The organism is Paenibacillus sp. FSL P4-0184 (genome assembly GCF_038004625.1).
In the GTDB taxonomy this organism is placed as follows: Bacteria; Bacillota; Bacilli; order Paenibacillales; family Paenibacillaceae; genus Paenibacillus_AQ.
Genome location: NZ_JBBORN010000002.1, coordinates 834985 through 856660 on the forward strand (window position 1 = coordinate 834985; position 21676 = coordinate 856660).

The following is a 21676-nucleotide window of genomic DNA, read 5'->3' on the forward strand; positions in this document are numbered from 1 at the left end:
GATGAACGCCAGAATGATCCTATTTAGCAGCTTCTGCTTCTTCATAGATGAGGCACCGAAGAGTCTGATCTGGGTAGCGTAACTCTGCGGTATAACTGCTGCCGTCTTCGAGTAACATTTTGACCGCTACCATACCGCGCTTATTATTTACGTCAGTGTCTGTAAGGGAAGCCGTGGCGATTTTCCGGGTTTCTCCTTGTCTGTCTGTAACTATTTTTGTAGCCTCGTTAATCCAGGTTGCATCCTTTTGGATAGCGATGGCAGCTTCAGCATTGATTGGGGTTCTTGTGAGTGAAAAATTAGCTGCGGTCGTATCTACTACCGTGCGGGTGGAGGGATCAATAATTACGGTATATTGCCAAAATTCCTTACCTTGTCCTCTTAAGGTGTTGGTTTTATAAGGGGTGAATATTACCATCCAGGTCTTTTTCTTTGATAGCATGGATTCTCCTTGGCTTGCTTTTACTTCAAGCTTGGAGACGTCAGCTCCGAATATTTTTCGCACACTTGAAGCGGCCATGGCAACGGCGTCGGTCTGGCTCAAATTCCTTGTGTCTGGAGGGGTTACAATATTCCGCTTGGACAAGGCATAGGCCTCCCGGTAGAACCAGTCGATATATTGTAACAATTCCTCGTCAGTCAATGTCCGATTCGGATACTTGAGCGTGTTTTTCTCCAAGTCAAAATAAAACTCCGCTTGTCCCGATTTTAACGGGAACAGCTGCTTGGGACGAAGGCCGTCATACACATACTGGTCTTCCAATATCAGCCTCCGGTTTATTTCATCCTCGGTCATCTCCCTTCCGATGGTGATAATTTCGTTATTGGGCTTGTCCGCAAAATCATAAATTTGCTGCATTTCTTCTTGGGTCATCAGCTGCTCTAAATCTCTGTTCACAGTAGATACCGGAGCTTCTGCTTCTACTTTTAGTACGGGTGCCTTGCTGCTGTTCAAGGTTAGATTGCCCGAGTCTTGTACTGCAGAAATGCTCTTGGCGGCGGTGGTGTTCACAAATCCTGGGACAATCATTGCGCTCACCGCCAGCACGCTTCCAGAGAACAAGAGTACAGCGAGTGTAGCGGAAATCTTGTTGTTCTTCATTTAACTTAACCTCCATTGGGATCGGATGATGATGAATCTTCCTAACCTTAATCCAAAGATGTTATAGAGTAGGAGGGCAGTTGTTATAGAGTTGTAAAAAGAGTCTGATGCTAGTTCCCTCGCCGAGGACAGAGTTTAAGGACAGTCTGGCCTTATGCGCTTCAGCAATTTGCCGACATAAGGATAATCCTAGGCCAGCGCCGCCATATTCACGTGAACGAGCCTGGTCTCCCCGATAGAAAGGTTCAAACACACGTTTAGCCATCTCTGCGGTGATTCCGGTTCCCGTATCACGGATTTCTAGCACGGCTTCTCCATCCAGCTCATAGGCCAGCATGTGGATTTCGCTGCCTTGCTTGGAGGCATGAATCGCATTCTCAACCAGATTTACCAATAATGTAGCTAGTAAATCGGGATCTCCCCAGACATTTGAAATCGTATGTTGGACATGAAATCTTATGCCAGAATCCGTCAATTTTGGGCGCTCCGTCTGTTGGATAGCTTGAAATAGTTCCGAAATATCCACCTGCTGAAGTGCCAACGGCTGATGCCGGAGGACAGACAAATCCAGCAGCTTGAAGGCCAGATTCTTGAGACGAAGGGTTTCACTAAGAATATAGCCGCCTGCAGTTTGCTGTTCTTCCTGTCCAATATTGGCCGTGGTCAGAAACTCGGCGAACCCCTGCATGCTGGTCAAAGGCGTGCGCAACTCGTGGGCCAAATTATCCACCATCCTTTGTTTCTCTTCAGCCATGTCCGAGAGTTCGGTAACCCTCTGTTCCACGGCCTCCGCCATCCGGTTGAAGTTCAAGGCCAGTTCGCCAAATTCATCTTTGCTGCGCAGCTGCACCCGTTTCGTATAGTCGCCTTCGGCGATTGTTTTGCTGGTCTCTGACAGGAGCTTTAGCGGCTTGCTTAGATGCCGGATTAGAAGATAAAGAAGTAGTAGCAGAACGGGTCCCACGACCCAGTTAATCATTACAAAAAAGCGGTTCAGTTCCTGTTGCTTGTTGAAGAGCTCACTGATATCACGCTGATAGACAAGCAGCAAATGCTGGTAAGGTGCAGGAAGCTGAGTGGAGAGCTGAATAGAGCGTTCGTCTGAGGATACAGGCTGATCGCCTTTTCCAAAATTAGATTTCCCAAATTGTCCTTTTTGGGGAGGGTAAATCATTCGGTCGTTCTCCCAAAGCTGCAAATAGATTCCCTGCTTACGGTAGTAATCGCCATAGGACTCAGAGACGCTGGCCAGTAGAATAGGGGTCAATGCCGTCCCCCGCGCTTGGATAGAATTAAGGTTCTCATAAATATTGTTGGCGATTAACAATTGCTCACTGGATGCTCTCTGCATTTCACTGTCCATGTTTAGCTGCCAGCTTTTTTTCATCACCATAATGACACTTACATCCAGAGCAGCAATAAAGAGAGCGAGTACCGACAGCAGAATCTTATGCCAGAATCTCATGATTAGCTCTGAACTTCCAGGCGGTAGCCTAGTTTGAAAATGGTTTTGATCCGTTCTTCCCAGCCCAGCTTTTTACGTAGCTGCCGGATGTGAACATCCACGGTGCGGGTGTCGCCCTCAAAATCATAGCCCCACGCCAATTCCAGCAGCTTTTCCCTCGACAATGCAATATTCCGGTTACGAATTAATACCTCAAGCAGCTCGAATTCCCTAACGGTCAAATCAACCGGTGTCTGATCTACTAAAACTTGCCGTTCCAGGTAACGCACCTCAACATTATCGCAAATGAAGCTGGAAGTGCCTTTTTCAGCCCTGCGCAGGACTACATTGATTCTTGCCAGCAATTCAAGGATTTCAAAGGGTTTAATGATATAATCATCCGCGCCCAGCTCGAAGCCTTTAATGCGGTCAGCCAAAGAATTCTTGGCGGTGATCAAAATCACTGGAACCTGCATATGTGCAATCCGCTGCATCACCTCAAAACCATCCAATTCCGGAAGCATAACATCCAGCAGAATCAAATCAGTCTTTTCACGCTCCAGTATTTCGAAAACCTCCGGTCCACGGTAAGCCTTGCTATATGTATGTCCAACCAGCTTGAGATTCATTGTAATTAAATCATTAATCGCTCGTTCATCTTCTACTACCAATATATTTGCCATTTCGTATTTCTCCTCCTAGTACCTTGCTCACTAAGTGCCACTTTCGTTATACACTATATACAACTAGAGGAAGGATTGTCCAGAAGGTTGATAGTTTCATCAAGCGATAAACCAATTAGAATAGGATAGTATGTGCTGAACTGTTACCTTAACAGTACAAACTGTTGTATTGGTCTTCCATCTATCATGAAAATATTTACAAATATAAACTGTTGATTTCGAATACATCTGAGAAACTCCAGTGTGAGGTATACGGGCCACCTCCAGCACCGCCAGCACATTCGGGCTGTCGTGACACACAGGAGCTAGCCCTGTACTCTAATGGTTTACTTGGCACAGACAAGGTTAGCGTCATAGAGCGATATCCTCATGTTGCTGGATTATACGAACGTCTGGATTTTAGAGCGTTTGCTTCGGAGGCCGGCAGCGAACGGATTGTACGTAAAAAGCTGCCCAAACTTCCTGGGCAGCCTCTCATATTCTTACGCGTACGTCTTCTGAGATCAAGCCGTTTGCGCCTCATGTTTGCGAGCTGTTACAGTGTCTTCTTTTTCCGTGGACCCGTTGTCCTGACGCTTAACTACTTCCTCGTCTCGTACCCCATTCAATTCATGTTCGTTCTGATGAAATTCCTTGAGTATATTCTGGTAAATATGAGCCTCTTGAAGGTTCAGTCCGTCGCGATTTTCTTTCAAAACCCAGTTCTCGACCGTTTTCTTCAAGATTTCGCTCTTCCGTTCCAGCAGTTCCGTATAACTCAATTTACTTCATCCTTTCCGGTTCATGGTTTCAAACGTTGGATGGACTTTGTTTACTTGTCATTTCGTTCGTTTAACATCACATCCGACGTAACGTTTACCATTATACAGAAAATCCTGGTCGAACCCAACGCGGACCAACCGTCCTCAGATAGGGTGAGCACTACTCAAGAATGGAACGGGAGTCCTCAGCGGACCGTTTCGCAGAAGTGCGACCAGATACTCCGGTATGCTGACAGTTGCTTCTCTTTCATATAATCGTTTAACCAGATATCAAGCATGTGATTTTAACTTTAATCTACCTCAAGAGCAACCGTAATCTCCATACGAAACCCAATCACACTAACTTACTGCATACCTTTATATATTCGTTTATCGGGCCTTCTCCAGCCTCTTCCAGCGATAATTCCCTCGGGCGGCCAGCTGATGAAAACGGAAAGTGAACCCAAAAATAGAAAAGGTGGAAATATGCCATATGAAAATGTATTAATAGTGAAAATATTAAAAGAAAAGAGGATATAAATATAAAAATAAATGGAATAGAGAGTGATAGAATTTTTGGGGGATTTTACTGGGCTTATTTATTTTGAATGATCCTGCCGATTTCCTATTGTGCATTCTAATGATAATGTGGCACACTATGTATAGATAAAACCAAACGAGGCAAAGAATGCCCCGTCTCCTTTCCTTTTGGAATAGAGGCGGGGTTTTGTATGTTTCGAAACATATTTCGTTGCAGAGCGAGGGGATAGGTAATGGGTTTCGAGAGGGAGCATAATGAATGGTTATGTAATCATCTTAAACAAAGGAAGGGAGAGCGGCTCGATGCACTTAAACGCGGTCATGGTTACGGAAACCGCTTGTTTGTCGAGCGGGTGTGGTGGCCTCTAGCCGGACATTTTCACGGATTACACCCAGAATATGAAGTTAAGGACTGGCGCGGCAGATCCTATTTTGTGGATATTTTGTGGGAGATTGGAGCCTCGCGTATTGCATTTGAGATCATGGACTATGGCTCACATGGAACGGATCGTAGCAAATACCGGATGGACTTGAACCGCGGGCTTTTTCTACAGTCTCAAGACTGCACGGTGCTCTATATCTCGCTGGATGAGCTAAAAGAAAATCCATCCTTCATTCTCTCCGCGCTGCGGAACATTCTCTTTTCTTATTTGTTAGCAGAAAAGTCTGCAAAGACAACCGCTGAGAGAGCCTATTCCAGAATCGAGCGCGATCTGATGCGGGTAGCCATCCGGCACCATCGAGTCCTTCGCCCGGCTGATGCCGCGAGAGAACTGGAATTGCACACGATGACGATCATTAAATACTGCCGTCAGCTGGTGGATAAAGGAAAATTTCGCCCGGTGGCAAGAGGTTCATCTCAGCGAATCATTTACTATGAATATATTGGTACGCTACAAAGTCCTGATTTGGTTTGAAGATGAAGTCCGTCGTGAGAATGTGAATGAAAAATCGAATACAATGTGCCGCCGGCAAGTTGAAGGAGGCATGTGTATGCGAAAAACCGAATACAATGTGCCGACGGTAGGTAAACGAGCAAAATGTATGCCGGAAAAGTGAATACAATGTGCCTCCGGCAGGTAAACGAGCCAAATGTATGCGAAAAACCGAACACAATGTGACGACGGAAGGTAAACGAGCCAAATGTATGCGAAAAACCGAACACAATGTGCCAAGGGCAAGCTGAACGAGCCAAATGTATGCGAAAAATCGAATACAATGTGCCGTCGGCAAGCTGAACGAGCCAAATGTATGCGAAAAATCGAATACAATGTGCCGTCGGCAAGTTGAAGGAGGCATGTGTATGCGAAAAACCGAATACAATGTGCCGCCGGTAGGTAAACGAGCCAAATGTATGCGGAAAACCGAATACAAAGTGCCGCCGGTAGGTAAACGAGCCAAATGTATGCGAAAAATCGAATACAATGTGTCACCGGTAAGCTGAACGAGCCAAATGTATGCGAAAAATCGAGTACAATGTGCGAACGGTAGGTAAACGAGGCAAATATATGCGAAAAATCGCATACATGTGCCACCGAACCATGAACGAGCCAAATATACACGAAAAATCGAATACGATATTTTCCCAGTCTGGTAAATCGGGTCTTTGATTTCCAGGGAATCACAAGAATCCGCGAACGGGTTCTTATTCTATTCTTCTCCTATCGCCACCGGATTCTCCTCATAAGAAATCCAATCACTCCAACTACCCGCATACAATTTCACATTCCTATACCCAGCTTTTCCGAGCGCGAGCACATTCGGGCAGGCACTTACACCTGAACCGCAGTACACGATAATCTCTTGCTCAGGATCAATTCCCTCATAATGCTCTTTCAGCACCTCAGTTGATTTCCAGCGTCCTTGCTCATCCAGTACTTCTTTCCAGAACTTATTGATCGCCCCAGGAATATGACCTGCCTTCGGATCAATCGGTTCTTCCAGCCCTTCATAGCGACGGGACTCGCGGGAATCAATCAATAGTGCGCCACCGTCGTTAACTACATTTTGCACATCTTCCATGCTAGCAAGCATCTTCTTCTGAACATCTGCTTCATACTGGCTAGGAATCCTAACCGCTTGATGATCACTGACGGGGAAGGATGCTTTTTTCCAAGCAGAGTAGCCTTCATCCATTACAAACACACGTTCATGTCCCAAATATTTAAGCATCCACCACAGACGGGAAGCGTAGGCACCACCTTGATCATCATAAGCAACGACAATACTATCTCTGTTAATACCAACCTTGCTAAGAGCGGTGGTTAGCTTCGAGATTTCAGGTAGGGGGTGGCGCCCCCCGTGTGAGCCTACTGGAGCGGAGAGTTGTTCTTCTAGATGAAAATAGATTGCGCCGGGAATATGATCTTCCGTATAGGCTTTACGCCCAGCTTCCGGATCCGTAAGTAAAAAACGGCAATCGACTATAACCAGTTCAGGTTCGTATAACCGAGCAAGCAGCCATCGGGTAGAAACGATTGGTTCCATAAAGATACCTTCTTTCTATTAATATGTATGGAGTCATTATAGCGGAAAATAAATGAGGACGCACCTTAAGCTTATAGCTTAAACTGCGTCCGCAAGTAATTAGATCAAACGGTATCCTGAAGGCAAGCTACCAGTGCGCTGTATGGCGCGAACCTGCGCCGGAGTCAGCCGCTGATTGCTTGAAATGAGCGATTCGACATCTCCTCTACGGAGAAAGTCATCCAGTTCGCGAATGCTGCGGTTACCACGAAGAATTACGAAATTGTCACGGAAGCGAGAACGATCGAACAACACAAGCGTAGCGTTCGGATTCGTGGAGAAAAAGCGTAAGCTTTCTATTCCAGTAAGGACTGCATCAATATCTGCAATGCCTAGGTTGCCGCGATAGGTTCTGCGGAGCCCACGAAAGTTCTCCTCACTATATACTCTTAATCTGGGATAGAGTACGGACGCTGCTTTTATGGTTACCATATTTCATCTCTCCTTGTTGGATTGATTTAGCAGGTAAATTTACTAACTATTTAACCTCAGAAGATAAGTTGGGAAAAAGGAGTAACCTGGGCTCTTTCTCCAGATTGCTCCTTTCTAGTTGAATGGAAATGTTAGATCAAGCGATATCCCGCAGGCAAAGTACCGCTGCTGCGGATATTGCGAATCTGTTCGAGAGTTAATCTTTGATTAGTTGAAATAATGGATTCCACATCATTACCGGAAATGAAGTCGTCCAAATCACGGATGCTGCGGTTACCACGGAGTACGCGGAAGTTCCCTCTAAACCTAGTTCTTGTGAACAGTACCAGTGTTGCATTGCTGCTGGTAGAGAAGAAACGAAGACTCTCAATACCATCGAGGATGTTGTCCGTATTACGAATGCCTAGGTTGCCAGTATAGATTCTACTGTTACCCCTAAAGTTTTCTTCATCGTAAACAGTTAAGCGTGGATAAGTCTGTGATACATGAACTTCTTTTTTCATTTGTCATTCCTCCTTTGTAATCTAATCTATGTTTATTTCAATTTTTGGTTTGGCAGATAGTCTAATAGAAAGCCCTTATTTTGTGTAATCCATAATTTCGAGCTTTACATCAACAATATATTAGTGTACTATTCAACTATAACACCGACACATTAAAATGAATTCATCAATAATAAAAAGATGGCAGGGAGGATTACCATGAAGCAGGGAAGTAACGAACGCATGCAGGATTCAATCGTGCTGCAAATGAATGGGGTAAGCAAGATCATTAAAGGGAAATCCATTGTGGATAAGCTGACATTTGATATCCGTAAGGGAGAAATTGTTGGGCTATTGGGACCCAATGGTGCAGGGAAGACAACAACGATCCGGATGATGACGGGTCTTATACGGATGAGTGAAGGCGATGTGATCGTTCAAGGACACAGTGTGAAGAATGATTTTAATAAAGCTATTGGACATATTGGAGCGATTATTGAAAATCCAGAGTTCTATCCGTATATGACAGGGCTTGATAATCTAAAGCAATACCAGAGAATGACAGATAATATTGAGGCTGGAAGAATTAATGAGGTTGTGGAATTGGTAGGACTTCAGGAAGCGATGAATAAGAAAGTGAAGGCCTATTCGCTGGGTATGCGTCAACGTCTTGGGATTGCTCAGGCGTTACTGAACCGACCAAAGTTATTGATTCTAGATGAACCTACGAACGGCCTTGACCCAGCAGGCATACGAGAAATGCGTGATTATATGCGTAGGATTGCTGAGGTTGAAGGGATTTCTATTCTAATATCCAGCCACTTACTGACTGAAATTGAACAAATTTGTCACCGGGCCATCGTGATTCAGAACGGCAAATTGGTGACCGTTACAGCGATTGGTGGGGAGCAGGAGACAGCTTCAGATGTGAAACTAACCATTCGTGTAGGATCAGTAGAATCAGCAATTAACATCTTGGAAGGACTAGAATACGCAGAGTTATTGTCTATGGATAGTGCTCGTTCTGAGGTGACGATAAATCTGCATGACAGTAAAGTACCGGAACTAGTGTCGACTTTTAGTAATAAAGGGGTAGGTATTTACCGGATTGCAGAGAATAAACAAAGCTTAGAGGAAGATTTCTTGAAATGGACAGGAGGGAACCGAATTGCGTAGCTTTAATAATTTGGTTGTTAATGAATGGCTCAAGCTCTCGAAGAAACGTACGTTTTTTGTACCTTACCTGATATTAATTCTATTATCCCTGCTATTAGGTTATATTGTTCATTCTGCCTCACCTGATATGTTTGGATCAGCTTATGACTTTTCAGCAATGATGCTGCTTTCACAAGGGATTGGGCAAGTGATTACCATTCTCGCAATCATCGGAACAGCGGGTATTGTCTCAAAAGAATATAGTCAGGGCACCATCAAATTCCTTCTAATCCGTGCGAGAAGTCGTACAGCAATACTTGCGTCCAAATATGCTGTTGTGTTGATTTACGCGTTCTCAGTGGCAGTGGTCGGCATGTTGGCGGTTTTTGCATCAGGAGCTTTATGGTTTGGCTTGAGTGGTGGTGAGGCTGGTATTCGTGAGATGTTAACCAGTATAATGTATAACTCAGTTAGTACAGTTGTATATACAACACTTGCTTTTATGATCGGGATTTTGACAACATCTACGGGTGTTACAATTGGTGCTACAATGTTTATGCTGATGATAGACAAATTGGTTATTTTTCGTGAATTTTATAAATATGTATTATTCCCCAACCTAAATTTAGCTGCTTATGAAGGTGGAGGAGCACCTATGCCTGGAATGACGCTGACCTTTTCCATAGTAATGCTAGTTTTATACACAGCTGTCTTTCTACTCATAGGCTTCTCCGTCTTTAGACGAAGGGATGTTGCTTAATCATGACAATCGAATTCGATAACAACCTGCCGATTTATATTCAGATCATGAATTATATCAAAGGAGAAATCGTCACAGGTAAGTTAAAACCAGGAGATAAAATTCTCTCGGTACGAGAGCTTGCCAATGAACTGCAGATTAATCCGAATACAGTACAAAGAACCTTTCAGGAACTGGAGCGTGAAGAAATCGTGGAGACCCGGCGTGGAATGGGAAGATACGTCACTAGTAATGAAGGAACTATTTTCACCATCAAAAAAGAAATGGCAAAGGATGTACTGGATCGTTTCATTCGTGGCATGCAGGACCTTGGTTTTCAAGGTGAAGATATTTTAGCGGCAGTTGCAGAGAGTATCCGAAACAAGGATGGAGAATAAGGGGGGGAAGCAAGTTGGAAAATATACTTGAGATTCATGACGTTACAAAAAAATATAGATCCAAGCACGCCCTCCGCGGAGTATCCTTTAATCTGAGTGCGGGTAAAATCACGGGACTGCTGGGCAGTAACGGCAGCGGTAAAAGTACACTTATGAAAATCATCGCCGGGCTGACACAGCCTACTTCTGGTCGTGTATCCATTATTGGAGGGGCTGTAGGCATAGATAGTAAAGCAGTAGTGTCATTTATGCCCGATAAGCCGCTTACAGAATCCTGGATGAATGTTAAGGATGCTCTAAAGTTCCAAAGTGATTTCTATCCGGATTTTGATCAGACTAAGGCTTCTCGAATGTTGGAGTTTATGAAGCTAAGAGCTCAAGATAAGGTGAAGGATTTGTCCAAAGGGATGAATGAACGTCTACAGCTTACACTTGCTTTATCACGCCGAGCTAGCCTGTATTTACTGGATGAGCCAATTGGTGGTGTTGATCCAGTAGCTAGAACTAAAATTCTTAATGCGTTAGTAGAGTTTTATGAAGAGGACAGCACCATTCTCCTTTCTACTCATTTAGTATCGGATATCGAGCGGATCTTTGATGATGTGATTTTTATAAAAGAGGGAGAAATTGTGATGCATACGGCGGTAGAAGATATCCGGCTGCGCCAAGGTAAAAGCATAGACGAATTGTTCAGAGAGGTGTACGCAGAATGCTAAAGCTAGTGAAGTATGATTTTAGACGAGATAGGGATAAGTTTCTTGCTGTTTTTGTAATCACCATTCTTGTGCAGTTTGTGATAGGATTTACTGTTCAATCAGATCAAGATATGTTCTTGATGAACATCACTTCCTATGCCGTAGCAGGTGTAGTGCTTCTCTTTTTTAGTCTGCGCACCTTCGGTCAGAACCTGAGATTATTCAATCGGAGGCTTGTGCCAGTACCAGTCCTGTATACCGTTCTCTCACCGGTAATGCTGTTTTTAGGGTCGTTACTCGGTTTATTTCTAGTCGCTTATATTCATTTAGCAGTAGATATTATGATGTTTTCAACTTCGTTTTTACCGGAAAAATTTTGGCAGATTTCCGCATATACAGTGCTAATAGTCTTTTGGGCTTCCGCCTACTCTATGTTGCTCGTGATGTTCTCCATGACCGTTGCAATGAGTGTGAGAGTGAAAGGAAGAGTATGGATTGGGATAGCCGTTTTTTTTGTAATACAGTATATAATTTCTTTATTAGAAACATCGATGTTCGATCATAAAAATATCACTTTGGAAAGAGCTTTTCGATTTGAAGTGTCGGATGAGGCTGATAAATTAAATAATATTGAGATCTCTCAGTATGTTCTAGGCTTACTTCCTACCCTGTTCGAAGTTGTGATTATTGCGATACTAGTATTTGCTATTGTTAAGCTCGTTAAAAAAAGAGTGGAGTCCTAGGCACATGGTGAAATAGCGTTTTTTAGAACGGAGGCAGAGCGATTAGCTTTGTCTTCGTTTTTATGCAAAAAAAAGACGCCTTTCCATGAGAAGGGCATCTGTTATGTAGAATTCTACAGGCCCTCTACATTTAGAGAGGCTGTCCATATATCGAGTTCTCTATGTAGCTGTTCTTCTTCGTCCTCGTTCAATTTAAGTTTAACTCCATATTGGTATTGGCCGAGTCCGAACATCCAGCCCCAACGGACGCTGCCCACGAGTTGAAGCTTTTCTTCGTTTAATTGAAGATGAATCACTAGCTTTGTATCGCCCGCCGTGAATCGAAGATTCAGGGGGGTACGCACTTTGCAGCCAGATCGGCTAAGATCGAGCAACACAGCTTCTGTTAGCTTTCCGGCACCCGGACCGCTACTACTTATTGGAACTTCAATCCAGCATTCAAGCGGCTGGTTCATTACATAGCGAAATGGTTCTTTCCTGCTGGACACATCCATAATTTCCCTCCATATCGTTTATTTGCAATTATATCGAAAGAGATTGTTGAGAACAATCTACTAAAGTGCTATTTTTAATAAGAATAAATTATTTAATCCTATTGAAGGTGATGAGACTTAACATGTACCAATACCTTAATGAAACGTTCCAAAAACACAATTTTGACCAAGGAAGTCTACAGGACGGGGAACTAAATAACTGTACATTTGAGCAGTGTTCCTTCAAGGGAAGCTCTATGGAAGAGATGACTTCCATCGGCTGCCGATTTATAGATTGCGATTTTACTGGAGCCATGCTCAATGCATCACATCATAAAGGCTCGGCTTTTACTAACTGTAAGTTCACGGGTGCGAATCTGTTCGTATCGAAATTTGAAGATTGTAAAATGGTAGGGTCTGATTTCTCAAATGCTTATTTGGACGGGATCACACTTATCGGCGGGGACTGGTCCTACACGAACCTGAGACATACCAATCTTAGCAGACAGGATCTGCGCGGGATTCGATTTACTGAGGCCGATCTCATGGGTTGTAATTTGCAAAAAAGTGATCTTCGAGGGGCTGATCTGAGCCGTGTCCAGCTGTCTCAATGCAAGCTTAAGGGGGCTGACCTACGGGATGCTATAGTTGATGGAATTGATTTGAAAAGTTTGGATCTGCAAGGTGTTCGTATGGATATAGATCAGGCTGTACTGTTAGCACGTTCTTTTGGGGCTAAGGTAGGAAACTAGGAATAGGGGCATCAGCTGCTAATGTTGTAGCGGTTGATGCCCCTTTAGATTGTTATCAAGAAATACATATGCACATTGTATGAAACTTCTTATGTATATTTGCTTGCTTAACGGTTAACGCAGTCTTTTTCTGGGTTTGGCCCACCATTTAATCCAAAGAAAACTTTCGTCATCACGGAAAAATTTAATGCCTACCCAGCGTAAGGGTGTCCATAGTTCTCTAAAGTAATATGAAGGCATAGTCTATTAGACCCTCCTATATAGTCAATTAATACTATATGTTACGCTAGTTTTAATGAAACTTCAAGACAATTTTACTTATAATTACATATTATGAATCTACGAGAAGAAAATTGCTCATGTGAGCAGGACCAATAGCCCTATGTGAGTTGCATGCTTCATTTATTTCTTTTCAATTACTTATTTCACATTCGAATTATCAAATAATAACACGCGCTCTTTGGGCGCGTGTTTTGACGTTTATTTTGAATGGAATCTAGCAACGACGCTCTATTAGTAGGGATATGCACAAGCATTTCAGTATGCTCAGCATTTAATAAAAGGAGAGGAAGTGATGAAATGACGGAGTCCGAGTTTATTGCGAAGATCGCAAATTTTGCTGTGAAGGACATGCAGATCAGCAAGGTTCCGGCATCGCTAACGATAGCTCAAGCGGCGCTGGAATCGGGCTTTGGCAGCAGCGGATTGACTGTTAAGGCCAACAATTTGTTTGGGATTAAAGGTAGCGGACCAGTCGGTAGTATTACTGTGCAAACTACTGAATATGTTAATGGTAAAGCTGTTAGAGTAGAAGCTCTTTTTCGGGCCTATAACAACTGGGGAGAATCTGTCGCGGATCATTCCGCGTTGATTGTGAATGGTGTTTCGTGGAATCATAATCTTTACAGCAAGGTACTTGGTGCTAGTGGCAAGGTAGCCGCACAAGAGATTGCTGCCGCTGGCTATGCTACCGACCCAAACTATGCTGCTAAGTTAATCCAAATCATGAATACTTACAATCTGTATAAATATGATGATGAAGCCAAGGAAGGTGATGACGAAATGTCGGCAGAGGATAAACAAAGGCTGGCTAGTCTGGAAACGGAAATAAAGGAATTGCGTGCCCTTATTGTGAGCCTTACGGATAGCAAGGATACGCTAAAAACAGGTATGCAGGAACAAGGCCAGTCGATTACTAAGCTTTCGGATCGTGTGACTTTAATCGAAGGCCGAGCAGTGATGAATGTACCCCCATGGGCTGAAGCGGCAGTAAAAGCAGCGAGTGCTGCAGGGCTGCTGGATACACCGTCAGGTGGCAGTTATGACTTCTATCGCATAATAACAGTGCTGAACCGTGCAGGCTTACTTGCTCCTGGTAGTGGAAAATGAAATAAGGAGGATTAAACACCATGTATAATGATGCTCTCAACAGTGTGCTTGCCTTTGCTTCCGTGCTGGCTGTTTTTGTAATGGCACTTGTACAACTTGTGAAGAATAGCGTGCAACTTCCGCGGAATATTGTACCGGTTGTTGGATTAGCTATTGGCTTGCTGGTTGGAGCAGTGGCCTATCCGTTCACTGATATGAATCTGATCCTGCGGCTATGGGCTGGAGGGCTAGCAGGACTTTCTGCGACGGGGTTATTCGAGCTTGCTTTTAACAAAAGGGATGGAACTAAAACAGACGATAAATGATTCTGTCGTATTCATTTTTTTAAAATCAATCCTTTCTCACTGGTAAAATGACCGCGCATTCTATCAAGATGACTAATATATTATGGTATGAAAAGAAAAAGGAGGTGTAACTATGGGAACCTATCTTGACGCTAGAACATCACAAAATGCCAGTCTCGCCAATTCGATAGCTATCCCGATTACAGCAATTAACACGCCACAGTTGTTTGGACAAATTGGTTTGATAACTGCAGGAGTGACTACGAACCCGCGTGTGCTGCTAAAAGGGACGATATCTGTTACTCTACCGCTGTCATTGGTGGGTATTACAGTTACGATTGTAAGAGGAACTTTGCCTACGGATCCGAAAGTGTATTCTGCTACTTCAACTTTTGGCCTTAGTATACTGGCACCGCAAGTGATAACCTTCTCGGCAGCAGACTTCTTACCTGCAATCACACCTCAACTCACTTATACAGCATTTGTTTCTTCTAGTCTTCTTGGAACAGTACGTGTGGGTCCAGAAAGCTTTGACGGAATATTAGTTTCTGATTAGACATCTTTACACTAACCTCGCGCAATTGGCGGGGTTTTATTTTTAACCGTTCGCCCAATCTTTTAATGGGGTTAATACATATCCTGTGGTGTATTCTAAAATACGGAGGAGGTCTTCACATGGGAGCTGAATTTGGTCATGTTGGTGGTGCTTTTACTTCTACAGGAGCAATCTTAGTATTATTCATCTTGTTAGTAATTATTACGAGCGCATGCATATTCTAGATATATAAAAAAGTCTGCTTCTGGCATTTATGCTGGAAGTAGGCTTTTTTTATGGTGTTATGCCGATTTAGGCTACATTAAATAACAGTCAAAAAGATACCAATCTTTCATCCGTTTTATACTATTAATCATTGTCGTAACAATTGGGATTTTTTTTATATGGTACATGCTCTATATGAGAATAGTCCAGTGGAGAAGGAGCTATATATCGTTCCTAAAGGCGGTCCTTTTATGTTTGATATACTTTTTAGCAAACTTATTGCTCATGTTTGCTTTTTAGTCACATTTAAATGCAATATATAAATTGCATTATGTAATAAATATATTATAATTCGGATTATAGGGAGTGATAATAATGAAGAACAGCAAAATGAATGATGAACGAATAGTGTCTCAAAGAAGAAAAATTCAAAGTGATGCTTATCAAATATTAGTGTATTGTTTGCTAATATTAATTCTGATTCAACAATTCATAATGAATGCTCCATTTGCACAATTTGCAGTCGAGGTTTTCTGTTTGATTGGTATTGGAATATATATAACTATACGGCACTTGTCTGATGGTGTTGATATTTGGGATTCCAAAAGTCACACAAACAAAAGACTGCTCCTAAACAGCATTATTTCAGGTGGGATTTGTGTATCGTTGCTTATTTTTTTGGCGGGAGAAAGAAATGTATGGAGCATTATTTTAATCTTTGTATCTTTTATAATTGTTTATTTTCTTACACACCTAGTGTTACGGAATATAAATAAAAAAAGACAACAGCAAATCGATAATGAATTAGGTAGTGATGACACAGTTGAATGAAATGCGCGGATGTTTAATAGATTCTAAAGATTGCGAGGAATCAAACCAACGAACCTACGATCTAATGGGTTCCAGACAGGACAACATTAAGCGAACCCGTCAACCTTAAGGGGTCGGCGGGTGTCTTTCAATGTCCGAAACTAGTAATTTTGTATTGGTTATTCCATATATAATAATAACTTTTAATGTCTTTAAACATAAATTCGGGGCCCTATCTCTAGGGCCCCTTTCATGGGAGAGGAGAAACCGGACGAAGAGCTTATGGGGAAACGTAAGCCTGCTCCGCGGTTGTCTACGACATTTGTGGTGTCGATAATTACATGATGTCCCTGGAAGCCCAGTCTTATACATAAGGAAGACTTATTTATCAGAATAGTCTTGATCTTTCCATTTTTCATATCTAGACAAATTTTTTATTTCATCGCGCAAATGTGTTACGATAGGCGTGGACTTATGCCCTTTTGGGTATAACAAACAGAGACATAGAGCGGGTGATTGACGGTGAGAGTGGTATCGGGAAGTGCAAAAGGAAGACCACTAAAAAGTGTGCCGGGAAGTGGAACAAGACCTACAACCGATAAGGTGAAGGAAGCTGTATTCAGTATGATCGGTCCATATTTTGAAGGTGGAGCGGTACTGGATTTGTTCGCAGGTACAGGTGGTTTGGGTATCGAAGCTTTAAGCAGAGGGATGGAAAGTGCCGTATTTGTAGATATGGATCCCAAGAGTATTGACACCATTCGTGCCAATTTGAAAGCGACAAATCTTGAAGCGAGTGCGCAAGTGTACCGAAATGAAGCAGGAAGAGCGCTGAGTGCATTGGAGAAGCGTGGACGTGTTTTTGATTTAGTCTTTCTAGATCCTCCCTACCGATTGAAGCACGGTGATGAGCTGATGCTGTCTATGGTAGAAAAAGGAATGCTGCAAGAGGACGCAATCATTGTTCTGGAGCATGAATCAAGTTATGCCTATCCTGAGGATATCCCAGGATTTTATAGGCTGCGTCAGGCCGTATACGGAGAAACGACAATTTCTATTTATCAGTATGAAGCTAATCCTTCTGTGGAAAGCGAGACTGGTGAGGAGGTAGAGAATGAGTCAGCAAATTAGAAAAGAACGTGTTGCCATTTATCCAGGCACTTTTGATCCCGTGACTATGGGACATATGGATATTATTCGGCGCGCATCCAAGCAATTCGACCGTTTAATCGTAACGGTGCTTAATAATTTGAGTAAGAACCCGCTGTTTACTGTAGAAGAGCGGACAGAGCTTTTAAGACAGGCGACAGCTGATATTCCCAATGTGGAAATCGACAGCTTTAGGGATCTATTAGTCAATTATGTTCGTCAAAAAGATGCTCAAGTCATTGTACGTGGTATTCGTACCGTAACTGACTTTGAATATGAACTGCAAAACGCATCCATCAACCATAGTCTGGATCCGGATGCGGAAACGATCTTTATGATGACTAATCCGAAATATTCCTATTTAAGCTCCAGCGTTGTAAAAGAAATTGCCCATTTTGGCGGGAATGTGTCTGACTTCGTGACGCCTGAGGTGGAACAGGCGATGAAGCTTAAATTTAATCGAGCCGATGGCGAAAAGCGCTAACGAGATATATCGTTGCGGATAATGCCAATAGGATGATTAGCAGAAGCGATTGCAAACTAAGCAACTGTGGAAAAGAGCTCCATATGGCAGTTACATTAATGGTTCTGTTTGGTATGGATTGTGAATCAGCGAGCGCAGGCAAGGCAGGCTCACTTATTACTAAAAGTGGTTTCCATAGTAGCAGTGTTAATAAAAAAGCATAAACGCCATGCATCAGGCGAACGACAGCATAGGGGAGGAATCGTACATTTGCTTGTTTAAGCAACGTCAACACCTGTAGCTGCGCGCAGAGCCCGCTCCAGCCTAGTGCAGCAGAGAGCAAGGCTAAGCCTAGTACACCTGATGCTCCGGCTCCGATGCTCGAGAGCCCTTTGCTTATAGCGTCGGCTCCTAAATGAATCTCGAGCAAGCTCGCTGGCAGAGCGGCTGGCAATGCAGGAAGTACCGTAGTAATGATATTGATGACCACGGCGAACATAATCATGTAACCGCCCACAACCATCAAATTTTGTACCGCTGTAGCTACTGACTCCCCAAGAAGTCTACCGAAGCTTCGGCCATCTCTTGATCTGGCTTCAGTGGCTGCAAGTTGGACACGACTATATAAAGAAGGTCGTTTGGTATTCGTGCTTTCTTTTACAGAAGGCTGCGGATTGTCTAGCCGGCCATTTAAAAGAGCGTCTGTATAACTGGCCAAAAGTCCTGAAACCCAGTGGATAGCAAGTAGAAAGTAACCTGCTGTAGGACTATGTAGGAAAGCTACACCAATCACAATGAGCAGGGTTACTGGACTGGCGAAATGCGTAAGTGAAGCAAGACGAGCGGCTTCCTTGTCCGAAATGCTGCCCTGCTTATGAAGCTGCATTACACCTCCAGCCCCGCCGGGGAATCCAGCAGTGATTCCAAGCGCCAAAGTCCAACCACTCGCACCAGGCAGTCGAAAGACCTTTTTCATCAATGGTTCCAGGAGCACTCCGAAACCATGCACGAAGCCCGAAGCGGTTAGCATCTCAGACAGCATCAAGAAGGGTAGAAGTGCAGGGAATACGAGTGTCCACCAGAGCTTTAACCCTTGGAGAGAAGCCTCAAAAGAGCTTTCTGGTGAGATGATGATTGCAATGGCTAACAGGATTGCGATCACCCCAGATAAAAAAGGGGTGGAGCGACTAGCTAGCCGGCGTATTTTAATATTGTTCATTTCTAGAATCACCTCTTCATAACTTAAGGCATAGCGGATGTGTTATCAATTTATGCAGAGTAGACAACCATCATGCCAAACCACTAGTCGAAGCGGTAATGAAGTTCAAACATTCATATCCTAAATGTGCCGTGGGAAAGAAGGGAAGAGTAGTGAAGCAGTTGAAGCATCGGCCGGGATTCCGTGCCACAGCTTACCTCTTTACGTTCGTAGTTATCGTGTATGTATTTGTTTTTATGAACACCCCGTACATTGTATATCAACCGGGTAGTGCATCTGAAGTTGCCCCTATGATTAAAGTGGAAAATGCTGATCCAGCTGAAGAAGGAACCTTCATGATGACTACAGTATCCGCTAGTTACGCTAATGTGGCGTTGCTGGTCGCCTCTGTTTTTAACTCCAATTCAGAGGTTGTGCGGAAAGAAACACGGTTAGGAGATAAGTCTGAAGATGAGTATGCTGCGGAGCAGGTTTTTTATATGAACAGCTCGCAATCCTACTCCGTTCAGGCGGCCTATCATGCTGCAGGAATTCCGTATGAGGATGTTGTGGATTATTTGTATGTTTTTTCTGTTCCGGTTGCCAGTAATAAAGGACAATTCCAGCCGGGTGACAGAATCATAAGTGTAGAAGGCCAGAAGGTACCCGATCCAGAAGCACTTTCTGCTTTACTTTCAACAAAAAAAATCGGTGATCAGGTCGCTGTTGTTTTACAAAGAAACAGTAAGGAAGTAAAGGAACAAGTGACACTTGTCGAGATCAAAGATAAAGAAGGTACTGCAGTTCGACCTGGTTTTGGAGTCACTATAGCCGCAGTTCAAAAGGTAAAACCTAAAGAACAAGGCAAAGCGGTCAGCTTTGTGAATACGAATGTTGGTGGACCTTCTGCAGGACTGATGTTCACTATGGAGATTTACAACCGGCTTACGCCTGGTGATTTAACCAAAGGTCATAGGGTTGCAGGAACGGGCACGATCGACGCTGAGGGTGTGGTAGGTGCTATCGGTGGAGTGAAGCATAAGATTGTTGCAGCGGATCGAGAAGGGGCGGAGATTTTTTTCGTTCCTGTTAAGAATTACGACGAAGCCAAAACGAAAGCTGATAAAACCGGCACATCTATGAAGTTGGTACCCGTATCGACACTGGATGAAGCACTGAAGTATATGGAGGAACTACCGGTCAAACCATGACCGGAGGTTCCAAATAATCGCGATACATATCGGTTCTGTGAGGTTCTCGAAAAGCTCCTGCGAAAGCAGACGCGGCTTGAAGGTCTCGTTCAAGTTGTGGATGGGAGCACAGTGACGGCCGCATGACGATGGGTAAGGTTGCTTTTTGTTTCATCTCTTTAAGGAGAGCTCGTCCACTTTCTCTAAAACCAAGGATTCGAATATATCCGGGCCCCTCCGCTAGTACAGAAGGGGTCATTTCTTCCTTTGTATGATTTAGCAAAATGTGTAGTAGTAGACGTTGCAGTCGTGTATGTGTATAACGCTTGCTCTTAAGGGCTTGAAGCAAACCCGAGACAGAGAATTGCTCAAGATCGGGCATAATACGAAGGATTCTATTCTCCAAGCCTTCATTCATGTCTTGGATGGTTCGTAGCTCGGCAGCGGTACGTGTAGAGAGCAGGTGACGGAGGGGACCTCGGAAATGCTCCAATTCCAGAGGACCTCTACCTGCTGCATGCTCTCTTTCTAATATGGACACGCTATATTCCGGCATGTATGCTGCTGGAGAGCCGCCTTTTTGCAGTAGCTTGCGAATAGCAGTGGCGCTTGCGATCGATGAGCCAACTTGCAAAGGATCATGGAATCCGGCTGCCGTTCGCGGAACGGTTAGCGGCTCGATCTTGCTATTTAGCCGCTGCAAGGCGATAAGATAATGCAAGCCAAGGCTGTTATTCGGCTGGCGCAGCAGCTCGCCAGCATCGCCGGGACTTTCCTCTTCATGGAGAGTTCCTTCAAAGGCCACCGCCGCCGCTGCGCTGTATGCGGCGGGGAAGCTCGCTCCGAGCGCCATGCGGCGGCGGATCTCGCTCTGAAGTTCGCTGCTTTCCTCTGCCAGATACTTGGCCAGAGGAAGCAGCGAACCCAAAGTGCCGGCTTCGGAGCCGAAGCACAAGCTGTCCACGACTCCGGTCGCTTCCAGCAGTGCAACTGCTCCGAAGGCGAACCATTCTGCCGGCTGTACAGCATAGGCCACCGGCAGCTCAATGACGAGGTCGGCGCCCATTCGTAGCGCCATCTCTGTCCGGGCTTGCTTGCTTACCGCCGCCGGCTCGCCGCGCTGAGTAAAGGGACCGCTCATGATGACAATGACGCGCTCAGCGCCAGATAGTCTTTTGGCTTCGGTGAAGTGATGGACGTGTCCGTTATGTAATGGATTGTATTCTGCTATTATTCCAACTGTTGTCACTGCTGCTTCCCTCCGTATGTAACCATTATTTAAAATATAAGAAGGTATAAGATATGCACCTATCCTTTATGTCTTATATTTCACGCTTTAACGCTTATCGTCCTTATGAAGATGCTGTAGTCTTTTATGCTTGTAGAGATTAGTAGGATTAATATTTAGAAACTCAGTTCGCATATGCTGTCATTTTGATTTACACTAATAGTTATATCATAATTCTCTCCAATTCCTGAAACAATATAAAGGGAAAATGGTTGACAAAGGTATATAATACTAGGTATAA

General features: G+C 43.9%; 26 protein-coding genes. 16 read left to right on the plus strand and 10 right to left on the minus strand.

The features are described from left to right. Nucleotides 1-19: 19 nt before the first annotated feature. The 4 genes from MKY52_RS25515 to MKY52_RS25530 all read right to left on the minus strand — a co-directional run bounded on the left by MKY52_RS25515 (nt 20) and on the right by MKY52_RS25530 (nt 3990). Nucleotides 20-1102 (minus strand): hypothetical protein, encoded by a 1083-nt coding sequence (locus tag MKY52_RS25515; RefSeq protein ID WP_341054339.1) that lies wholly within the window; start codon nt 1100-1102, stop codon nt 20-22. A 61-nt stretch (nt 1103-1163) separates the two neighbouring features. Further along, nucleotides 1164-2567 (minus strand): sensor histidine kinase, encoded by a 1404-nt coding sequence (locus MKY52_RS25520; protein ID WP_341054341.1) that lies wholly within the window; start codon nt 2565-2567, stop codon nt 1164-1166. Between the two features lie 2 nt (nt 2568-2569). Continuing rightward, on the minus strand, nt 2570-3229 hold the full coding sequence (locus MKY52_RS25525) for a response regulator transcription factor (RefSeq protein WP_341054344.1): 660 nt from the start codon (nt 3227-3229) through the stop codon (nt 2570-2572). Nucleotides 3230-3732: 503 nt separating this feature from the next. Next, the gene (locus tag MKY52_RS25530) at nt 3733-3990 is read right to left on the minus strand and encodes a hypothetical protein (protein WP_341054346.1); all 258 of its coding nucleotides are present in this window, start codon (nt 3988-3990) and stop codon (nt 3733-3735) included. A gap of 752 nt (nt 3991-4742) precedes the next feature. Between MKY52_RS25530 and MKY52_RS25535 the strand changes: the two genes are divergently transcribed. After that, nucleotides 4743-5426 (plus strand): hypothetical protein, encoded by a 684-nt coding sequence (locus tag MKY52_RS25535; RefSeq protein ID WP_341054349.1) that lies wholly within the window; start codon nt 4743-4745, stop codon nt 5424-5426. A gap of 386 nt (nt 5427-5812) precedes the next feature. Further along, on the plus strand, nt 5813-5953 hold the full coding sequence (locus tag MKY52_RS25540) for a hypothetical protein (protein ID WP_341054352.1): 141 nt from the start codon (nt 5813-5815) through the stop codon (nt 5951-5953). Nucleotides 5954-6159: 206 nt separating this feature from the next. Here the strand turns inward: MKY52_RS25540 and MKY52_RS25545 are convergent, their stop codons facing one another. From MKY52_RS25545 to MKY52_RS25555, 3 genes are all read right to left on the minus strand, one after another. Then, the gene (locus MKY52_RS25545) at nt 6160-6996 is read right to left on the minus strand and encodes a sulfurtransferase (RefSeq protein WP_341054354.1); all 837 of its coding nucleotides are present in this window, start codon (nt 6994-6996) and stop codon (nt 6160-6162) included. A gap of 99 nt (nt 6997-7095) precedes the next feature. Then, nucleotides 7096-7467: a hypothetical protein gene (locus MKY52_RS25550; protein WP_341054356.1), complete on the minus strand. Its 372-nt coding sequence runs from the start codon at nt 7465-7467 to the stop codon at nt 7096-7098. A 131-nt stretch (nt 7468-7598) separates the two neighbouring features. Beyond that, nucleotides 7599-7970, minus strand: coding sequence for a hypothetical protein (locus MKY52_RS25555; protein ID WP_076282789.1), 372 nt, complete (start codon nt 7968-7970; stop codon nt 7599-7601). Nucleotides 7971-8168: 198 nt separating this feature from the next. On the opposite strand from MKY52_RS25555, the gene MKY52_RS25560 reads away from it, so the two are divergent. From MKY52_RS25560 to MKY52_RS25580, 5 genes are read left to right on the plus strand one after another with little or no spacing between them, the layout of a single operon-like run. Further along, nucleotides 8169-9125, plus strand: coding sequence for an ABC transporter ATP-binding protein (locus MKY52_RS25560; RefSeq protein ID WP_341054359.1), 957 nt, complete (start codon nt 8169-8171; stop codon nt 9123-9125). Further along, complete coding sequence (locus MKY52_RS25565; RefSeq protein WP_341054361.1) at nt 9118-9864, plus strand: ABC transporter permease; 747 nt, start codon at nt 9118-9120, stop codon at nt 9862-9864. The genes MKY52_RS25560 and MKY52_RS25565 overlap by 8 nt, the downstream gene beginning before the upstream one ends. Before the next feature lie 2 nt (nt 9865-9866). Beyond that, nucleotides 9867-10241: a GntR family transcriptional regulator gene (locus MKY52_RS25570; RefSeq protein WP_341054362.1), complete on the plus strand. Its 375-nt coding sequence runs from the start codon at nt 9867-9869 to the stop codon at nt 10239-10241. 14 nt (nt 10242-10255) lie between these two features. Then, a complete protein-coding gene (locus tag MKY52_RS25575; protein WP_341054364.1) occupies nt 10256-10957 on the plus strand; it encodes an ABC transporter ATP-binding protein in 702 nt (233 codons plus the stop codon). Continuing rightward, nucleotides 10951-11679 carry a hypothetical protein gene (locus MKY52_RS25580; RefSeq protein WP_341054367.1) on the plus strand — a complete coding sequence of 243 codons (729 nt, stop codon included), beginning with the start codon at nt 10951-10953 and terminating at the stop codon, nt 11677-11679. The genes MKY52_RS25575 and MKY52_RS25580 overlap by 7 nt, the downstream gene beginning before the upstream one ends. A 113-nt stretch (nt 11680-11792) precedes the next feature. On the opposite strand, the gene MKY52_RS25585 is transcribed toward MKY52_RS25580, so the two are convergent. Further along, nucleotides 11793-12173: a PilZ domain-containing protein gene (locus MKY52_RS25585; protein ID WP_042187677.1), complete on the minus strand. Its 381-nt coding sequence runs from the start codon at nt 12171-12173 to the stop codon at nt 11793-11795. A 122-nt stretch (nt 12174-12295) separates the two neighbouring features. Between MKY52_RS25585 and MKY52_RS25590 the strand changes: the two genes are divergently transcribed. The 8 genes from MKY52_RS25590 (at nt 12296) to coaD (ending at nt 17780) form a co-directional block, all read left to right on the plus strand. Continuing rightward, entirely contained in the window at nt 12296-12904 is a 609-nt protein-coding gene (locus tag MKY52_RS25590; protein WP_341054370.1) for a pentapeptide repeat-containing protein, read from the plus strand. A gap of 579 nt (nt 12905-13483) precedes the next feature. Then, complete coding sequence (locus tag MKY52_RS25595; protein ID WP_341054372.1) at nt 13484-14293, plus strand: glycoside hydrolase family 73 protein; 810 nt, start codon at nt 13484-13486, stop codon at nt 14291-14293. 20 nt (nt 14294-14313) lie between these two features. Continuing rightward, nucleotides 14314-14598: a holin gene (locus MKY52_RS25600; protein ID WP_076282784.1), complete on the plus strand. Its 285-nt coding sequence runs from the start codon at nt 14314-14316 to the stop codon at nt 14596-14598. A 112-nt stretch (nt 14599-14710) separates the two neighbouring features. Continuing rightward, the gene (locus MKY52_RS25605; protein ID WP_076282783.1) at nt 14711-15133 is read left to right on the plus strand and encodes a hypothetical protein; all 423 of its coding nucleotides are present in this window, start codon (nt 14711-14713) and stop codon (nt 15131-15133) included. A 119-nt stretch (nt 15134-15252) separates the two neighbouring features. Continuing rightward, nucleotides 15253-15357 carry a sporulation protein YjcZ gene (locus tag MKY52_RS25610; RefSeq protein WP_081389784.1) on the plus strand — a complete coding sequence of 35 codons (105 nt, stop codon included), beginning with the start codon at nt 15253-15255 and terminating at the stop codon, nt 15355-15357. A 355-nt stretch (nt 15358-15712) separates the two neighbouring features. Beyond that, nucleotides 15713-16168 (plus strand): DUF6773 family protein, encoded by a 456-nt coding sequence (locus MKY52_RS25615; RefSeq protein ID WP_341054373.1) that lies wholly within the window; start codon nt 15713-15715, stop codon nt 16166-16168. Nucleotides 16169-16669: 501 nt separating this feature from the next. Continuing rightward, entirely contained in the window at nt 16670-17278 is a 609-nt protein-coding gene (gene rsmD, locus MKY52_RS25620) for a 16S rRNA (guanine(966)-N(2))-methyltransferase RsmD (RefSeq protein ID WP_060624086.1), read from the plus strand. Next, complete coding sequence (coaD, locus tag MKY52_RS25625) at nt 17262-17780, plus strand: pantetheine-phosphate adenylyltransferase (protein ID WP_076282781.1); 519 nt, start codon at nt 17262-17264, stop codon at nt 17778-17780. The genes rsmD and coaD overlap by 17 nt, the downstream gene beginning before the upstream one ends. Here coaD and MKY52_RS25630 read toward each other — a convergent pair. Next, complete coding sequence (locus tag MKY52_RS25630; RefSeq protein ID WP_341054376.1) at nt 17752-18978, minus strand: nucleoside recognition domain-containing protein; 1227 nt, start codon at nt 18976-18978, stop codon at nt 17752-17754. The genes coaD and MKY52_RS25630 overlap by 29 nt on opposite strands. A gap of 152 nt (nt 18979-19130) precedes the next feature. Between MKY52_RS25630 and MKY52_RS25635 the strand changes: the two genes are divergently transcribed. Continuing rightward, a complete protein-coding gene (locus MKY52_RS25635) occupies nt 19131-20168 on the plus strand; it encodes a SepM family pheromone-processing serine protease (protein WP_341054377.1) in 1038 nt (345 codons plus the stop codon). Here the strand turns inward: MKY52_RS25635 and MKY52_RS25640 are convergent. Continuing rightward, nucleotides 20158-21396, minus strand: a complete 1239-nt coding sequence (locus MKY52_RS25640; protein ID WP_341054379.1) for a nucleotidyltransferase — start codon at nt 21394-21396, stop codon at nt 20158-20160. The genes MKY52_RS25635 and MKY52_RS25640 overlap by 11 nt on opposite strands. Nucleotides 21397-21676: the final 280 nt, after the last annotated feature.

Excerpts from the sequence above, each read along its gene's own strand:
- MKY52_RS25515 (WP_341054339.1), bottom strand. The coding sequence starts at position 1,102 with ATGAAGAACAACAAGATTTCCGCTACACTCGCTGTACTCTTGTTCTCT.
- MKY52_RS25520 (WP_341054341.1), bottom strand. The coding sequence starts at position 2,567 with ATGAGATTCTGGCATAAGATTCTGCTGTCGGTACTCGCTCTCTTTATT.
- MKY52_RS25525 (WP_341054344.1), bottom strand. The coding sequence starts at position 3,229 with ATGGCAAATATATTGGTAGTAGAAGATGAACGAGCGATTAATGATTTA.
- MKY52_RS25535 (WP_341054349.1), top strand. The coding sequence starts at position 4,743 with ATGGGTTTCGAGAGGGAGCATAATGAATGGTTATGTAATCATCTTAAA.
- MKY52_RS25540 (WP_341054352.1), top strand. The coding sequence starts at position 5,813 with ATGCGAAAAACCGAATACAATGTGCCGCCGGTAGGTAAACGAGCCAAA.
- MKY52_RS25545 (WP_341054354.1), bottom strand. The coding sequence starts at position 6,996 with ATGGAACCAATCGTTTCTACCCGATGGCTGCTTGCTCGGTTATACGAA.
- MKY52_RS25550 (WP_341054356.1), bottom strand. The coding sequence starts at position 7,467 with ATGGTAACCATAAAAGCAGCGTCCGTACTCTATCCCAGATTAAGAGTA.
- MKY52_RS25555 (WP_076282789.1), bottom strand. The coding sequence starts at position 7,970 with ATGAAAAAAGAAGTTCATGTATCACAGACTTATCCACGCTTAACTGTT.
- MKY52_RS25560 (WP_341054359.1), top strand. The coding sequence starts at position 8,169 with ATGAAGCAGGGAAGTAACGAACGCATGCAGGATTCAATCGTGCTGCAA.
- MKY52_RS25570 (WP_341054362.1), top strand. The coding sequence starts at position 9,867 with ATGACAATCGAATTCGATAACAACCTGCCGATTTATATTCAGATCATG.
- MKY52_RS25580 (WP_341054367.1), top strand. The coding sequence starts at position 10,951 with ATGCTAAAGCTAGTGAAGTATGATTTTAGACGAGATAGGGATAAGTTT.
- MKY52_RS25585 (WP_042187677.1), bottom strand. The coding sequence starts at position 12,173 with ATGGATGTGTCCAGCAGGAAAGAACCATTTCGCTATGTAATGAACCAG.
- MKY52_RS25590 (WP_341054370.1), top strand. The coding sequence starts at position 12,296 with ATGTACCAATACCTTAATGAAACGTTCCAAAAACACAATTTTGACCAA.
- MKY52_RS25595 (WP_341054372.1), top strand. The coding sequence starts at position 13,484 with ATGACGGAGTCCGAGTTTATTGCGAAGATCGCAAATTTTGCTGTGAAG.
- MKY52_RS25600 (WP_076282784.1), top strand. The coding sequence starts at position 14,314 with ATGTATAATGATGCTCTCAACAGTGTGCTTGCCTTTGCTTCCGTGCTG.
- MKY52_RS25605 (WP_076282783.1), top strand. The coding sequence starts at position 14,711 with ATGGGAACCTATCTTGACGCTAGAACATCACAAAATGCCAGTCTCGCC.
- MKY52_RS25610 (WP_081389784.1), top strand. The coding sequence starts at position 15,253 with ATGGGAGCTGAATTTGGTCATGTTGGTGGTGCTTTTACTTCTACAGGA.
- MKY52_RS25615 (WP_341054373.1), top strand. The coding sequence starts at position 15,713 with ATGAAGAACAGCAAAATGAATGATGAACGAATAGTGTCTCAAAGAAGA.
- coaD (WP_076282781.1), top strand. The coding sequence starts at position 17,262 with ATGAGTCAGCAAATTAGAAAAGAACGTGTTGCCATTTATCCAGGCACT.
- MKY52_RS25630 (WP_341054376.1), bottom strand. The coding sequence starts at position 18,978 with ATGAACAATATTAAAATACGCCGGCTAGCTAGTCGCTCCACCCCTTTT.